This window comes from Methylotenera sp. (genome assembly GCF_029946165.1).
Classification (GTDB): domain Bacteria; phylum Pseudomonadota; class Gammaproteobacteria; order Burkholderiales; family Methylophilaceae; genus Methylotenera.
Window position 1 is genome coordinate 238,052 of sequence record NZ_JAQSDZ010000001.1, and the last position, 17,781, is coordinate 255,832.

The 17,781-nt window shown below is 43.4% G+C and carries 8 protein-coding genes; 5 read left to right on the forward strand and 3 right to left on the reverse strand.

The annotated features are described in order from the left end of the window. Window positions 1-47: 47 nt before the first annotated feature. From PSV17_RS01065 to PSV17_RS01085, 5 genes are all read left to right on the forward strand, one after another. Entirely contained in the window at window positions 48-914 is an 867-nt protein-coding gene (locus PSV17_RS01065) for a carbon-nitrogen hydrolase family protein (protein WP_300478675.1), read from the forward strand. A 47-nt stretch (window positions 915-961) separates the two neighbouring features. Beyond that, entirely contained in the window at window positions 962-2,440 is a 1,479-nt protein-coding gene (gene tldD / locus PSV17_RS01070; RefSeq protein ID WP_300478678.1) for a metalloprotease TldD, read from the forward strand. A 109-nt stretch (window positions 2,441-2,549) separates the two neighbouring features. After that, window positions 2,550-5,978 carry a transcription-repair coupling factor gene (gene mfd, locus PSV17_RS01075; protein WP_300478681.1) on the forward strand — a complete coding sequence of 1,143 codons (3,429 nt, stop codon included), beginning with the start codon at window positions 2,550-2,552 and terminating at the stop codon, window positions 5,976-5,978. A gap of 35 nt (window positions 5,979-6,013) precedes the next feature. Beyond that, window positions 6,014-6,625 carry a DedA family protein gene (locus tag PSV17_RS01080; protein WP_300478684.1) on the forward strand — a complete coding sequence of 204 codons (612 nt, stop codon included), beginning with the start codon at window positions 6,014-6,016 and terminating at the stop codon, window positions 6,623-6,625. A 195-nt stretch (window positions 6,626-6,820) separates the two neighbouring features. Then, window positions 6,821-7,750, forward strand: coding sequence for a hypothetical protein (locus PSV17_RS01085; RefSeq protein WP_300478686.1), 930 nt, complete (start codon window positions 6,821-6,823; stop codon window positions 7,748-7,750). 371 nt (window positions 7,751-8,121) lie between these two features. On the opposite strand, the gene PSV17_RS01090 is transcribed toward PSV17_RS01085, so the two are convergent. The 3 genes from PSV17_RS01090 to PSV17_RS01100 all read right to left on the reverse strand — a co-directional run bounded on the left by PSV17_RS01090 (window position 8,122) and on the right by PSV17_RS01100 (window position 17,742). After that, window positions 8,122-11,547, reverse strand: a complete 3,426-nt coding sequence (locus PSV17_RS01090) for a UvrD-helicase domain-containing protein (protein WP_366910264.1) — start codon at window positions 11,545-11,547, stop codon at window positions 8,122-8,124. Continuing rightward, complete coding sequence (locus PSV17_RS01095) at window positions 11,547-14,294, reverse strand: PD-(D/E)XK nuclease family protein (RefSeq protein ID WP_300478689.1); 2,748 nt, start codon at window positions 14,292-14,294, stop codon at window positions 11,547-11,549. Before PSV17_RS01095 ends, PSV17_RS01090 begins: the two co-directional genes overlap by 1 nt. Before the next feature lie 190 nt (window positions 14,295-14,484). After that, on the reverse strand, window positions 14,485-17,742 hold the full coding sequence (locus tag PSV17_RS01100; protein WP_300478692.1) for a methyl-accepting chemotaxis protein: 3,258 nt from the start codon (window positions 17,740-17,742) through the stop codon (window positions 14,485-14,487). Window positions 17,743-17,781 lie beyond the last annotated feature (39 nt).

Below are 17,781 nucleotides of genomic sequence, written 5' to 3' on the forward strand. Positions count from 1 at the left end.
CTCATTGATTAGAAATTATATAAATAACAATATCGTTTGGATTAATCATGGCTATAACCTCTCGCTTAAAAACAACAAAAGCAAAACCTAGTAGTTTAAATGCTGACAGTAATATTATTAAAATTGCCGCCATTCAAATGGCATCAGGCCCACAAGTTTCTGCCAACCTAAATGAAGCAGAACGTTTGATTGAAGTTGCAGCGAATCAAGGGGCAAAATTGGTTGCGTTGCCAGAGTATTTTGCCATTATGGGTCTTAAAGAAACCGACAAAGTGGCGGTACGTGAGGAGGAAGGCAAAGGTCCAATCCAAGCATTTTTAAGCAAAATGGCTAAGAAGCATAAAATCTGGCTCATTGGCGGTTCAGTGCCATTGACCAGCAATTTTCCAAATAAAGTGCGTAATAGTTGCTTGGTATATGACGATAAAGGTAAGCAAGTTGCCCGCTACGACAAAATCCATTTATTTGGTTTAGATTTAGGTAATGAGCATTATCACGAAGAAAATACCATAGAGTCGGGCGATCAGGTTCAAGTAGTGGATACACCTTTTGGTAAAATCGGCTTGTCAGTTTGCTACGATTTACGCTTTCCTGAACTCTACCGCGCCATGGGTGAAGTTAACATGATTATTGTTCCAGCAGCGTTTACTGACACCACTGGCAGAGCGCATTGGGAAACCTTAATTCGTGCGCGTGCTATCGAAAACTTAAGTTATGTGATTGCACCTGCGCAAGGTGGCTATCATTTATCAGGCCGAGAAACGCATGGCAATAGTATGGTTGTCGACCCTTGGGGTGTTATTCTAGACAGGTTACCACGTGGTTCTGGCGTGGTGATTGCCACTATGAATCCGCAATATCAGGCCAGCTTAAGAAATAGTTTGCCTGCACTTAAGCATCGTATTATTAAGTAAATTTTGTAAGTTCTTGTACGTAATTAATTAAATCGGAATCAGCATTAATGACCACTAAAGTCGACACATTAACAAATTCATCTAAAACATTAGGCACGCATTTTGACCTAGCTACCGAGTCTTTACTTGCTCCAGCTAGCTTAGATATTGCAAAACTGCAAAATGTTTTGGGCGATATGATGTCGCACAAAATTGATTATGCAGATTTATATTTTCAATACAGCCGTGCCGAAAGTTGGGGTTTAGAAGAAGGTCAAGTTAAATCAGGCAATTTTTCTATCGACCAAGGTGTAGGCGTGCGTGCAGTCAGTGGTGAAAAAACCGCCTTTGCTTATTCTGACGATATTACTTTAAGCGCGCTTCAAGAGGCCGCTAAAGCCACCAAGGCGATTGCTAGCCTTGGCACTGAACAAACCGCTAGTTCAGTCATCAAACGCCAAGCATCACCACTCTACCTTCCGCAAGACCCTATTGCCTCGCTTTCAGCCGATGCTAAGGTGAGATTACTTGAGCGTTTAGAAGCAATCGCAAGAAGTTTAGACTCACGTGTTTCACAAGTGACAGCCTCTATCGCTGGTGAATACGAAGTGGTCATGGTCGCACGCCACGATGGTGTAATGGCGGCAGATGTACGTCCTCTCGTACGCCTTTCTATCAATGTGATTGCCGAAAGCAATGGTCGCCGTGAGCAAGGTTCTAGTGGCGGTGGCGGTCGCTTTGACTACAGTTATTTCAGTGAGGCTATTCTGCAAGAATATGCTCAAAAAGCCGTGCATCAAGCCATTGTGAACTTAGATGCGCGCCCGGCCCCTGCTGGCAGCATGACAGTAGTATTAGGCGCTGGCTGGCCTGGAATTTTGTTACATGAAGCCATCGGCCACGGTTTAGAAGGTGATTTCAACCGCAAAGGCAGTTCAGCTTTTTCAAACATGATAGGCCAGCAAGTCGCTGCTAAAGGCATCACCATTGTGGATGATGGTACGATTCAAAATAGACGCGGTTCACTGAGCATGGATGACGAAGGCAACCAAACTAACAGAACAGTATTGATTGAAGATGGCATTCTGCGTGGCTATATACAAGATACGCTTAATGCACGCCTAATGAATATGCCTATAACAGGTAATGCGCGCCGCGAAAGCTACGCCCATATTCCCATGCCACGCATGACCAATACCTATATGTTAAACGGTACTGTACCTCCAGAAGAAATCATCAAATCAGTCAAAAAAGGTCTGTATGCGGCTAATTTTGGTGGCGGTCAGGTAGATATTACTAGCGGAAAATTCGTATTCAGCGCTGCTGAAGCTTATATGATTGAAGATGGTAAAATCACTTATCCAGTCAAAGGCGCCACTTTGATTGGTAATGGCCCAGAAGTGCTAAAACGTGTGTCTATGATAGGAAACGACATGTCTTTAGACAGTGGCGTTGGCACCTGTGGCAAAGAAGGTCAAAGTGTACCTGTTGGCGTTGGCCAGCCTACGCTTAAAATTGATGCACTTACAGTAGGTGGAACGGCATAAATACCAGCATTTAACAGACTCATCTTAAGATGATCGTTATAAGAAAAAACATCGCAGCATAGCTTGTGCCGTTATAATCTAGCCTTTCAAAATATCATTAAATTCATACATGTCGCAGACTTCACTGCTAGTTCCAAAATCAGGCCAATCAAACCGTGTTGAACTCTCCACCAATGGTGAGGATGGGCTAGCTTTAGCTGAGTTAGCGCTTAAAATCAAAAGTGCCACGCCAACTAAACCATTAGTCATTATTACCGCGAATGCATTTGATGCACAACGCCTGCTTGAAGAAATCCCGTACTTTGCGCCCTCTCTCACGGTGAATTTATTACCTGATTGGGAAACGCTACCTTACGATCAGTTCTCACCTCATCCTGATTTAATTTCCGATAGACTCACCACGCTTTATCAAATTAGCCAAAATTCATGTGATGTGATTATTGTGCCTTTATCGACCGCGCTAATCCGCTTAAGCCCCAAGGCTTATTTAAGTGCTAATACCTTTATGCTTAAAAAAGGGCAGATACTTGATACTGAAGCCTTGCGTCGTCAATGCGCAGAAGCAGGCTACCATCATGTGAGCCAAGTGATTTCGCATGGCGAATTTAGCGTGCGTGGCGGTTTAGTCGATTTATTCCCTATGGGTTCGGCATTACCTTACCGTATCGATTTGTTTGATAACGAAATTGAAACGATTCGTACTTTTGATGTGGATACACAACGCAGCCTTTATCCTGTGCCAGAAATCCGATTGTTACCTGCACGTGAGTTTCCGCTTGATGAAGCAGGCGTTGCGCTATTTCGCGGTCAGTTTAGAGAAGCTTTTGAAGGCGACCCACAACGCGCAAAAATCTATAAAGATGTCAGCAAAGGCATCGCTTCTGGTGGTATTGAATGGTACTTACCTTTATTTTTTGAGCAAACTGCCACCTTCTTAGATTATCTGCCAACTGATTGTGTGCTGTGCTTGCATGGCGATTTAGACCAAAGCGCACAACAGTTTTGGCGCGAAGCGCAATCTCGCTACCGCACATTAGCGCATGATGCGGAACGTCCACTATTAACGCCTGAAACTTTACTGATTAAAACAGAAGATTTTTTTAGTGCCACGCATCCATTTACTCGCATTTTATTAAATACCAACACTAAATCTACTGGGCTACCTGCGCTGGATATCGAGCGCCGTGCTGAGCAACCTTTGCATAAATTGCAAAACTACATCAGTGATTTCTCTGGTCGCATTTTAATTGCCGCAGAAAGCCTAGGCCGCAGAGAAACTATTTCACAGCTATTTGCTGAACATGGCTTGCAACCGACCATGATTGAAACTTGGGCAGACTTTGTTGATTCTAAAGAAAAAGTCATGCTCGGTGTTTCACCGCTGCATCATGGTTTTTGCTTAGAAAGCAAAACTGCTAGCAAATCCATTGCTGTCATTACCGAAGCAGAGCTATATGCCGCCACGGTGCGCCAACAACGGCGTAGAGAAAAAGAAAAGGCGCGCAGCACGGAAGGCATGCTCAAAGACTTATCTGAGCTACGCATGGATGACCCAGTGGTGCATGAGCAGCATGGCGTTGGGCGATACAAGGGCTTAGTGAATATAGATTTTGGTGAAGGCGAAACCGAGCTTTTGCTACTTGAGTATTTTGGTGAAGATAAGCTTTACGTGCCAGTGTCACAGCTTTTCTTAATCTCGCGTTATTCAGGCGGCCCGCCTGAATCAGCACCGTTGCATCGCTTAGGTAGCGGCAACTGGGAAAAAGCAAAGAAAAAAGCGCTGAAGCAAATTCGTGATACTGCGGCTGAATTACTTAACTTATACGCACAACGCGCATCACGTCGGGGTCATGCGTTCACATTGAGTCTGCATGATTATGAAAGCTTCTGTGAAGGCTTCCCGTTTGAAGAAACCCCAGACCAATTAGAGGCGATTGAAAACGTTATCAAAGACATGCAATCTGGTCGCCCTATGGATAGATTGGTCTGTGGCGATGTAGGCTTTGGTAAAACGGAAGTTGCCCTGCGCGCCGCTTTTGTCGCGGTAATGGGCGGTAGGCAAGTTGCGGTGCTGGTGCCAACAACGTTATTAGCCGAGCAACATTTTAATAACTTTAAAGACCGCTTCGCTGAATGGCCGATTAAGATCGCCGAAATATCACGCTTTAGAACTGCCAAAGAGCAAAAAGAAGCTTTAGCGGGCTTGGAAGCTGGCAATATCGACATTATTATCGGTACGCATCGCTTGATTCAAAAAGATGTGAAGTTTAAGAACTTAGGCTTAGTAGTGTTAGATGAAGAGCACCGCTTTGGTGTGCGCCAAAAAGAACAGCTTAAAGCCCTGCGTGCTGAGGTCGATATACTCACGCTAACCGCCACGCCGATTCCACGCACATTAAGCATGGCAATGGAAGGCTTGCGCGAGTTTTCAATTATCACCACGCCGCCACAAAAGCGTTTGAGCATCAAAACATTCCATACTGATTATTCTGAAGGTATCATTCGCGAAGCGGTAATGCGTGAGTTTAAACGCGGTGGTCAAGTGTATTTCTTGCATAATGAAGTAGACACTATTCATTCCATGCGTGAAAAACTCGAACGCATTGTGCCAGATGCTCGCATAGCAGTCGCGCATGGTCAGCTTCGCGAGCGCGAGCTAGAACATGTGATGCGTGATTTCTATAACCAGCGTTACAACCTATTGCTGTGCACGACCATTATTGAAACTGGTATTGATGTACCAACCGCCAACACCATCATTTTGAACAAAGCTGATATGTTTGGTTTAGCGCAAATGCACCAGTTACGCGGCCGCGTGGGTCGTTCGCATCATCAAGCTTACGCTTACTTGCTCACAGACCCCGATCGTAAAATTACTGTACAAGCGCAAAAACGTTTAGATGCCATTCAACTCATGGAAGATCTAGGTGCAGGCTTTCACCTTGCCATGCACGATTTAGAAATTCGTGGCGCAGGCGAATTACTAGGTGACAGCCAAAGTGGTGAAATGCAAGAAATTGGCTTTCATTTGTATTCTGATATGCTCAACCATGCCGTTAAACAGCTTAAAGCCGGTAAAGAACCCGATTTAAATGCACCGCTTGGCGTCACCACTGAAATCAATCTTCACACGCCTGCACTGCTACCCACGAAATATTGCCCAGATGTGCATGAACGCTTGGTCATTTACAAACGTCTAGCTAACTGCGTCAATGACGATGATTTAGACAATATGCAAGAAGAGTTAATCGACCGCTTTGGCTTGCTGCCAGAGCAAGGCGAAGCGCTGATTGCCTGCCACAGATTGCGCATTGCCGCTAAAGCGATTGGTATCATTAAAATTGACGCCAGTTCAGAAGCGATTCAGCTACAATTTAACCCCAAAGCAGACATTGACCCAACCAAACTGATTGCCTTACTACAACGTGACCGCCGTTGCCGAATGAATGGCCCTGATAAGCTCAGAGTGACGATAGGTTTAGAAGACCTGAACCTGAGAACTGACTTTGTGAAAACGTTGCTAAAAGAATTTATTTAAGAAAAAAGAATTTATATTAGAAAGTAGCTGAAAATATGCTGGAAAAATTTATCGCGATTGTCGCCACGTGGATTATGGGCGTCATCTCTACTTTGGGCTATGGTGGCGTGATGCTGCTCATGGCAATCGAGTCGGCATGTATTCCTTTACCTTCAGAAATCATCATGCCTTTTGCTGGATTTTTGGTCTCCAAAGGCGAAATGACTCTCATGGGCATAGCATTAGCAGGCGCGCTTGGCTGTGTATTAGGCTCAATTCCAGCTTACTATGTCGGCATGTTTGGCGGCAGACCGCTAGCCGAGCGCTACGGCAAATATCTGCTGATTAGCAAAAGAGATTTAGACTGGGCAGACAATGCCTTTGCAAAACATGGCGAGTTAATTATTTTTATTGGTCGAATGCTACCTGGTGTGCGTACTTTCATCGCCTTTCCAGCAGGTGTTGCACGGATGAATATGTCTAAATTCATCATTTACACATTTATCGGCTCGTTCATATGGTGCTGGTTGCTTGGTTACGCAGGCATGAAAACTGGAGAACACTGGGAAGACTTAAAAGTATATTTCCATGAGTTTCATTACGTGATTTTTGCGGCAGGTTTACTCTTTGTGATTTGGTATGTGCGTCGGCATTTTAAGCAACATTAGAAAAAGTTAGTTTTAAACAAAGCACTCATTAAATGATTTGCGCCCGCACTAGTGATTGATTACTATACGGACAGAGCAAACCTTAACTATAAGATTTAAAAAGAAAAATAATATGCAAAAATCAATATCCACAATGTTATTAAGCGGACGCATGCGTCCGCTTAATAACTGTTAGCCATAAGGGCGAGAAATAGATTGGCAAAACAAATTTCACCTGCTGGAGTTATGGCTTTAAAAGAAGCTCTTTGCTCTGTTTATTGGTATAAATTAGAGTTAAGAGGATTTTTACAATTATGCTTATCAAACCCTTCGATTCTTAATAAATTCAATTGGGAAAATTACAAACGTCAGATTGCATCTGACGTTGTCGATTTTTTGTTTCAAAATCCAGAAAAACATATTGGAGATTTAACAAAAATTTGTTTTGAAATTTGTAAATTGAATGATTTTTCTAATTTAAAACAGCTTGAAGATGGTACTCAAAAGGTTGAAAAAGCCAGAAGCGCTGTTGAAAGGTTAAAGCAACTTGTAGAACCACATCAAGACTTAGCAAAAGAACAAGATGATATAAAAAAACGTCAAAATCAAGCTGCTCAAAAAATTAAGGAAAATAAAGCTGTTCGGGAAAAATTAGACTCTATTAAAAATAAATATATGGCATTGGTTAGTTCAGAAAATGCTCAAAGCAGAGGTTTTGAGTTGGAAAAAACTATGTATGAACTTTTTGATTTATTTGATTTAGACCCCAAAGCATCATTTAAAAATCTAGGTGAACAAATTGATGGTGCATTCTCACTTGAAGGTACGGAATATCTTTTTGAAGCAAAGTGGCAGAAAAATTTGGTCAATAAAGCTGATTTAGCAGTATTCTCCGATAAAGTTAAAACAAAACTTGAAAACACATTAGGGATTTTTCTATCAATTAATGGATTTTCTCAAGATGGTGTATCCGCACATCAGGCTGGTGGCGCGGCTATTATTCTCATGGATGGTGGTGACCTAATGGCTGTTCTCGAAGAAAGAATAGATTTCACTAGCCTACTTTTGAGAAAAAAACGCCATGCTGCTCAGACCGATGGCATTTATCTAAACTATTATCAAATGGTAGCTACTGGCAATGGCTAACCAATCATTCAAGCGGCACACGCTAAAACGTGCCCCTTAACTCACACATTTATATCCCGTCCTTGTCAGAATAGTTAGGTTTGAAAGATTAAAGTCAACAATCAGCACTCGTGAAACTTCAGTGCACTTTCATCCCCTGCTGCCGCGCCTGAGTTGTTTAGGCTTAATGGGAGGTTTCGGAAAGCGGCTGTTTGAACGAAGTGAGTTTCCGCTTGACGCCCATTAAGGCTAAGCAACTCGGGGAACAAGCGGTAGGGGGTGCTCTTTTCTTTGGTTACTTACTTTTGAGCAAGCAAAAGAAAGTAACTCGCCTAGTGGCGAAATAAACAGTTTGCAAGTCAGCCAGTTTATCAAGCTTTCAAAGCCATCAGCTACAACTCCACCAACTTCCCCACACTTAAAAACAACACCGCCTTTTTAACAGCTAAACCCTCACTGGTAAACAACCCTGCATAACGCTCCAACTGCGGATGGTGCTGCTCAGCTGCAAGACTTAAATCATCCAATGTATTTTTTTCTTCATCCAAAGCCGTCAATTTATAATCCACAATCCAACGTACACCACCTTCAACAAAAGTACGGTCTATCACATGGTTTTTAACGCTAGCCTCTTCCGTTTGCAATAGGCTTAACTCACTGACAGCATCAGAATGACTTTGCAAAACCCATTGCCCAGCTTCACTTGCTAGCGTAGTTTGCAAAGCAGTTTGAACTTGCACCGCCCCCTGCTCCGCAAGCTGCTTTGCATGGCCTTGTTGCACCAACCACTTTTGCATAGCTGGCTGACATTGTTGTAAACGTTGGCTTGTCCAAGTTTGTAAGTCTGTTTTTGCAAACAGTTCCATGTATAGATGTGCGAGTGTGCCGCAATGTTTTTGGAAATCAATTGCACGAGCACTCTCACTTGAGAAGTCCTCTAAAACATCAGCTTGCTCATTTAGCTGTAAATCAGGTTTCTCCATAACATTGGAAACGCTTACAAAATGCTCACTTGGCAAGCGTTGCAGTTGCGGTTTGAACTGTTTTATATCTAGCGTGGATGAAGTACTAGCACTTTGAATAAAAGGTGTCGCTTGTGTGAAATTGGTTTCTACCGCAGGCCACAACGCTTGTAATAAGGAGTTTGCAGTAGGCTTAATGTCACCGTCTTTATTGGCTTGCATGCTAGCAATCAAATGTAGCTGTCTATGCGCGCGCGTGGCGGCCACATAAAGTAAACGCACTAACTCATTTTCTGCACGTGTTTTTTCTAGATTTTTAAGAAAATCATAGACGTCAGCGCCATTATTATTTTTAGCAACAGCTTTACTCTTTAATGGCGCAACAATTAAATGCAAATGGTTATCCACCATCACCTCTTGCCATAACACTAACTCGTTATCGCCGTGCCTAGGTTGGCGATTTAAGGCAGGCAGTATCACTGCATCAAACTCCAAACCTTTGGATTTATGTATTGTTAAAAACTGCACGCTACCATCGGCTTCTATATCGGGCTTGGCGTAAAGTTTTTTCATGCCTAACTCTAAGGCTGCAATATCAAGATGTCCGCTGCGGCCAGTTTTTTCGACCAAATCAAAAAACACTTGCACGTCACGGTTGTCGCCTGCATCTACCAAGCACTTACCACCACCGAGTTGCAACCAGGTACTTTCCAACCAGCGGCGTAAAGGCATGCGACCTTGCCCATTGAATGCAGCGCTTAATACGGTATGAACATGCGCTAAACGTAATTGACCATCATTACTCAAGCGGCTTAACCTTGCTTTATCCTGCATCAATTGCCAAATAGTCGCACGATGATTGTCTCCAGCCAACGCATGCAAATCAGCTAGCGTTAGCCCGCACCACGGGGCGCGTAATAAATTGAGCCAATGCGTTCTATCTGCACGATGATGTAGCGCGCAGACCAATGACAATGCATCTTGCACTGTTTGCCGCTCATTCAAGTGCTCTATCTCAACGGCTTGAAACTTTAAGCTTGGATGATTACGTCTAATTTCAGACACAAGCTCTTTTAAATGACTGCGACTTCTGACTAAAACAGCAATGGTATTGCTCGCGCCATTCTCAGCACGAAGTTTGACGATTAAATCCGCCACATAGCTGGCTTCAATCTGCTTAAGGTCGGCTTTTGCACTTACCTCTTCTGCATATTCTAAAATCAAAGGATGTAATTTAACGCCCTCGCCTGCCACTTCTGGTCGTGTAGCCGTGAATTTTCGGTAACTAATCGCACCTTGATTGATATTATCGTCCGTGGGGAAAACTTGCTTAAATGCGTGGTTAATCCAATCAACCACCGCAGGGTGTGAGCGATTATTACGGCTTAATTGCAATCGTGTAAGCGGCAAATGACCAATACCAAACTCGCTGGCTTGCAGAAACAAGCTTACATCGGCTTTGCGAAAACGATAGATGGACTGCATAGGATCACCCACGCAGAATAGCGTGCGCCCATCATCTGGCTGCCAGCCCTCAATGAGCTTCTCAATTAAACGCGTTTGCACTGGACTGGTATCTTGGAACTCATCAATCAGCAAATGTGAAATTTTGTAGTCTAGTTTTAGCGCTAAATCAGTCGCGCCTTGCTCGTTTTCTAGCGCCAGTTGGGCACTTTGTGCAATGGCGACGAAATCCACCTCCCCTGCCGCTTGAAAAACTATCCATAAATGCCGCTCAGCCAATATTAGTAAGCGAGTGAGTGCTTTAATAATCTCTTGATTCTCGGCAATATTTGCTAAAGCAGGTAAATCGAGCACACTGGCAATGACTTGGCTATTTTCTAAGCCATTAACGATTTCAAAGTAGGCTTCTTTATGAGTTTTGCCTTCATCAGTCGCAGGAAAACCTATATTCTTATTGAGGCTTTTACGAAAGGTACGCTCGGTTTTGGTCACCAAAAAATTTGCGAGTGCTTGCCATTCCAACAAGCATTCAGCCTCTGCGGTGAGTGGTTGCTGCCATTCGCGCAAAGGCGCAATATCAGCGTCTGCCTCTATATTGCCGGCAGCATATCTGGCAAGCGGCATGAGTAAACTTTGCGCTCTAGCGCCTAATGTATCAAGCACATCTTGTAGGCTCTCAGCAATTAAGTGTTGTAGCGCAACTGCTGTATTTTGCGAGACCTCTTCAATATCCTTAGTATGCAAATCTACCGCGTGTGGCAGCCATTGGTCGCGCCTTGCTAACATTTTTGCCAACAACTCGGCGAGCTTTTCACTATTGTTATCTAAATAACTTAGGGCAATGGTGACGGTATCGTCGGGTTGTGTTTCATGCACGATATGTGCTATTGCTCGACGTGCAGCTTCTATGTAGTGACTATCCGTATCGTCACTCACAGCAGGTTGACCACCAAACTTACTCAGCAAAGGCATCTGCCGCGTTAGGCTGCTACACAGAGCATCTATGGTTAGAATGCGTAGCCTGCTTGGCTGATTAATAATATCCCATGCTTTGGACTTGGATTGCGTGAGCGCGGCATTTGCTAACTCGCGTGTTCTTAATTTGTGAGCAGCGGTTTCTATGGTTTGGTGTTGCGCATTTTCTAAACTGAGCAAAATACGGTTACGCATTTCAGCTGCAGCTTTATTGGTAAAAGTCAGCGCGATAATTTCTTCTGGCTCATTCACTGTCGCCAATAGTTTTAAGTAGCGCTGCGTGAGCAACTCGGTTTTACCTGCACCAGCAGGTGCTTCTACAATAAATGAAGCGAGTTCTAATGCGCGAACACGATTTAATGTGTCCATTTCATTTAAGTCTAAAGTAGCTAAATTAAGAGAATTCAAAGCAGTCACTATGCATTCCCTCCATTTTGTAAAGCCACTTGCATGTTCTCAAATTGCAATAATCGTTCAGGTAAACGTAACAGTGGTTTAACATCGCAATAAATCAAATCAGCTTCGTTGCTCATTGTTACATCGGCGACCCCTGTTTTGATTTCTTGTGCAATATTGGTCAAGCTGGTGTACCAATGCTCTAATAAAACATCCCAATTTGAAAACTCATAAAACGCTGAACTTTTAGCCACTTTTCCTAATGTTGTCACTTTTGGTAACACATCTTGCTCAGCAGATAAGCCAATAAACTTGGTTTCATCACTGCGGATTTTGGCAAAACTGACGGCTACCACTTGCTCGTACTTAAGTGCCAGCACTACATAAATAGGCAACTGTGGCTCGGCAATGCGGTCTTCTGCCCAGCTTGAAGGACTCACGACAGTGCTGGTTTTGTAGTCGATGACAACTAATCCGCCTTCTGCAAGCTTATCAATTCGGTCTATGCTTAAGTTAAGCTTTAGCCCTTCAACATCAAGCTCAAATTTTTTCTCGCAGGCGTCCACCACAAAATCAGCGCGTTCGAGTTCTAATGTTAGCCACGTTTGCATGAGTTGGCGAAGTCTGTTTCTTTCAATTTGCAAAACTTGCGGTGGAATGTGATAGCTAATTTCTGCACTTAAAGCTTGTATGCTTTTTTCGATTGCATCATTAATTTTTTCAATTAACAACGTTTCAGAAAAAGATTTTAGATTGCTCAACGTTTTGCAATCTTGCCAAAAAAGTTGCAATACCATGTGTAGCAAGCTGCCTCGCGACATCGTATCTAAGCCATCAACAGGGGTTTCTAGCTTAGCCGCACCAAGCCGATATTGATAGAACGCCCATGCAGGACATTTGGCTTGGGTGGCAAATAAATTCACACCGCCACGCACGTTTTCATCGGCTAAAACAGCAGGCGCGATAAAGTCATCAAGTAGCTGCAAAGTCGCTGGTTGCGCTAATCGTTCTGCCAGCGTTTGAATGGTATTCGATGTGTATATCTCATCTTGAATATCTAACAAAGGTGATGGGCGCAATTCGCGCTCTTCTTCTTTTGTTGCATATGAAAAAATCACCTCTGGTGCACATGTCATTAAGCGTTGATGTACTAATGACGCAAACTGGCTCTGCACCGCCGCACTGGCGTTGGGCGTACCGCGGTTTCTTTGCAAATCTGCGGGTAATAGCGGGTTAAGTTTTACCGCAGGCGGCCAATGTTGGTCGTTCATGTTCAGCGCCCAGACGGCATCTAGTTGCACCGCTGGTGTTTCTAAAAGCCCTAAAATTTGAATACGAATATTGCCTTTAGCTTCTGCCTGAAACATGGTGGCATTGCAAAGCTCGGTGATTTTTTGCACAGCAGTGCTCGCAGAAATATTGCCAAATATCGCATCTAAGCCATTTAGCTCTTTTAAGCACTTCAAAAAAGCTTGCTGAGTTTGAAACTCATGACTTGAGAGCGAGCGTGTTTTAGCCCAATGCAACTCATCTAGCAATTGCACAAAAGCCGTCACCCAAGCAGAAAGTAGCTGTCGTTGCTTGCCCAGTTGATTTTGAAACCGTGAAATTTGCGTTAAGTTTTCAAGCAACTCGTCTAATGATGCGCCGTTGGTTTGCAGTTTGCTTGCTTGCTTGATGAGCGATTCTAAGTGATAACTGGCATTCATATTTCTGCGCAAATGCGCATCCAGTTGCGCTCTGGCATCCAACTCTTGCTGGCTACCCCAATAGACATCTTGTAAAAGTGGCGTGACTTCATCAAAAATCAAATCTGCTTTGCTAGCCGCCAAACGCAAAAGCTGTAATGCACTATGCACAATTGCGTACTCTGTGAGCGCTAAACCCAACGAAAAATCATAGCAGCGTGGCGTTTCATATAGGCTGGAATCCAGCGTTTCAGAGTGAAAGGTATCATCGAGTAAATCAGCCAACTCACGGCGAATACTACCCAACGCTGGGCTAATAATCGCCAATTGCGCTTTAGGATTTTCTGTCAGCTTTTGCTTTGCCCAAGCCACAGCAGCGCGACATTCGCTATGTGCATCCATCGCTGCTAAGTATTGAATATCAGTTTGACTATGTATATTGCTTGCCAGCACTTCAATTTTTACACCAGAAACTTTTAACAGCTCAAACAAGCGTAATTCTAATGGTGTAATGCGGTCAAAACCAGCTAACTGAATATGGGATGGCAACGCTAGTTCACTGGTAATTTGTTGTTGAAACTGTGCAAATAGCGCGATTTGTAATGCAGTTAAGCGTGCGGACTCGATAGCATTTTGCTTGGTACAAAAGTCTTCAAACGTATGTCGCCAACGCAAAAATTGACGCGTTTCTTGCGTGATAAAATCATGGTTAATATCAGCTTCAAGCAGTTGCCAATTAAGCATTAAGTTATTCGCTTCAATCGCAGATTTTGCCATCGAACGAATATCAAACAAAGCCGCAGCCTCATGCTTGGCTAGACAAGTTTCAATCGCTTGCTCCCACAAGTATGCTTCTGCAATGTTGCTCAACGTCACCGTGGGTAAAGCATCGCCGGGTAAAATCCCGAATAAACTGGCATGGCTTATCAGCTCATCTAGCCATTGCTGCAGTGTATAAGCCTGAGCAGATTGCCACTGCGTAGCGCCGCTTTCGAGCTGTTGTTGCTGATGCTGAGCAAGCACACCGCGCACAAGTCGCGCAGTCGCACAGATAGTAATTTTATGAGGTGTTAAAGACATGCCGTGATTGTAGCGTTTAGTCGAGACCCATAACGGCAAATCTCAAAAAATTTCATAAAAAAAAGGCCGCATATGCGACCTTTTTTAAAAGCTTAAGAAATGCATCATTGCCCATGCAATTTCTTGTAGGAGCGACGTCTCGTCGAGATTTGCACCGTAACTTCGCGACGAGACGTCGCTCCTACATCGGTTAAAACTCTTCCCAATCGCTGTCATCCGTGCCCGATTTTGTAACAACTTTTATAGGTTTAGTTGTTGATGGCTTACTTTCAACCAGTCTTGGTTTTGTAGCTACAGCTTTACTTGTAGTGGCATTATTGGCAGAGCCTCGCATCGCATTGTGTGCTGTTCGTAGCTCTACTGAACTGGTGCGTTTAGACTGACTTTCACCTTCTAATTGAAATACGCTAACAGCGTTCATCAGCTCATCGGCTTGCTCCATCATAGATTCAGCCGCTGCAGCGGCCTCTTCTACCAAGGCCGTATTTTGTTGCGTCATGTCATCCATCTTCATCACAGCTTCATTCACTTGCTCAATGCCTGCGCTTTGCTCACTGGAGGCGGCGGCAATTTCGCTGATGATGTCGGATACACGTTTAACTGAGGTTACAATTTCATGCATAGTGTGACCCGCATTTTCAACTTGGCGTGTACCTTCAGCCGTTTTGCTGACTGAGTCAGAAATAAGTTCTTTAATCTCTTTAGCAGCACTAGCCGAGCGTTGTGCTAAGTTGCGTACTTCGCCTGCAACAACGGCAAAACCACGCCCTTGCTCACCCGCTCTTGCCGCTTCTACCGCGGCATTAAGCGCAAGGATGTTGGTCTGGAAGGCAATGCCATCAATGACAGAAATAATGTCTTCAATCTTTTTAGCGCTACTATTAATTGAGCTCATAGTTGCAACGACTTCACTGACAACATTGCCGCCTTTTACCGCCACACCTGAGGCCGCAGTGGCAAGCTGATTAGCTTGTTTTGCATTATCGGCATTTTGTTTAACTGTTGAAGACAACTCTTCCATACTAGCGGCAGTTTTTTCAAGTGAAGCAGCTTGCTCCTCAGTGCGGCGAGACAAGTCAGCGTTACCTTGAGCAATTTCTTTTGCAGCAGTACTGATGGTTTCTACAGCAACTTTGACCGTGCCTATCGGACCAACGATCATTTCAAGCGTTTCATTGACACCTTCTACAATCTTGCGGAAATCGCCTTGGTGCGCGCTGGCATCTGCGCGAACAGAAACACGACCTTCATTTGCAGCGTTAGCTAACATTTGAACGTCACCCACTAATGCATTGATGGACTCGATACAAGTATTTAGATTGTCTTTAATATTATTGAAGTCGCCACTGTAATGTTCAGTAATTCTTTGTGGAATGTCTCCACGTGCGATGCTATCCAAGTTTCTAGCAGCCATATTTAAAGGCGTTACAATCGCGTCTAAAGTAGCATTTAACCCTTCAATCACTTTGCGATACTCGCCCAAGTGTTGCGTTGCATCTGCACGTGCAGTTAACACCCCTTCATCAGCTGCTTTAGCTAACATATTGCCATCGGCAACCAGCGCTTTAATAGCAGAGCCACAAGCATTTAAATTGTTTTTGATAATATTAAAGTCACCGTGGTAATCATCGGTGATTTCATTGGGAATCACGCCTTTAGACAGATTATCAACATACGCGGCTGCCATATTAAGCGGATTAATCACCGCCTCTAATAAGCGGTTCATACCTACGCCAGTATCTCGCAAGAAACCGACAGGTAATGTTGCTACATCTAGACGCTCAGTCAAATTACCCGCAACGGTCTTCTCAATCAGTGCAGCCACTTTTTTCTCTGCACTTAGTTCATCTGTTCTATCTACCCATTGAATCATGCGGCCAATATAGCGACCTTCCTCATTATGAACGGGGTTAAAGGTTAGATCTAATTGACGCGCGCCAATCTCAGTTGATAGCATTTTGGTGCTTACGACTGGTGCTACATAATTTGCACGTTGCTCTTCATTTTCAATATATTGTCCCAGTCTGCTGCCAATGAGTTTGTCTATTGAAAAATCAGGATGACGTTTTAATAAATCAGACTCCATTTTTTTCCATAAATCAAAACCTGCATGATTCATGTAAATAAGCGTGTTATTTTCATTGCCTACAGTCACTGGAATGGTTGCGTAATCTAAAGCCGATTTAATGCGATCGATACCAGCAAAGGCATCGCTGTTGTCAAAATCAATACGCGCCCTCAATGCTCTGTAAGCATTCATCACAGTGGTCAACTCGTCACGATGATCTGTAGTTATTACAGAGTCATGCTCAAGCCCCTGAGAACTAGCCAACAAGTATTTAACGGCGTCATTCACACGCGGCATAATCGCTTTATATAGCATCCAGCCAAGCAAGCTAGACAAACCAAGGCTAACTAGAATTAGGAAAATATTCTGATTGCGTTTATTAATATAGTTAGCGTCAGCAGCAAGGTATTCCTCACCTGCTACTTTCAATTGCAAATTAGTTAACTGACTAATTTTATCTGATAGTGGATCAATCGCTGGGTATAGTTCGTTAGTGGTAAATTCAGCCATACGATTACCATCTTGACTACGCATGATACTTTTTAGCGCCTCAGTGGCAGTATTAGCTTTTACAAAAAGCGGTTTGGCTTCAGCAACCAGCTTTTTCTCATCTTCGACCAAATAAGTTGAGGTATAGGCCTTCCACTGTTTATCTACCTCTTTTAGTGCATTATCGACATTCTCCAGACCTTGTGCCCAAGTTAGGTTTCCATTTCTAACCTTATGTGAAGTATCGACCACATTCACCGCATACATATCAGCAACAATTTTAAGCTGTTGGAGTGGGATGACACGATCTTGATAGACTGAGGATAGTTTATTATTACTCGCCTGAATACCAATTAAGCCATTGTAACCAAGCACTAAACTACTAAAAGCGACCACCATGAAAATAGAGATGATTCTAGATTTCACCGTAAAATTACGTTTAAAACTTTGATAAGCACTTTTGATGCGGTTAAACCAACTTTCACCTTCTATAAGCACTTGATAGTAGCGCATTGCATTTTCAATCTGCTCACGACTGGCTTTCTTTCTAACAGAAATATACCCGACCACTTGACCGTTTTCTGCAAAGGGTGAAACTATCGCCTCTACCCAATAATAATCACCATTTTTGCAACGATTTTTGACGATCCCTATCCATGGCTTGCCAGACTTCACCGTATCCCATAAATCGGCAAAGGCCACTGGAGGCATATCAGGATGCCGGACTATATTATGGCTTTGTCCGATTAACTCCTCTTCTGCAAATCCACTAATCTCTATAAAGTCACGATTAACAAAGGTGATTATTCCTTTTAAATCAGTCTTTGAGACGATTTGTAAAGAGTCTTTATATTCGACCTCACGCTGGGTCACTGGCATATTTATTTTCATTCTGAATCCTTACTATTCTGTACTTTTTGTATTCGATAA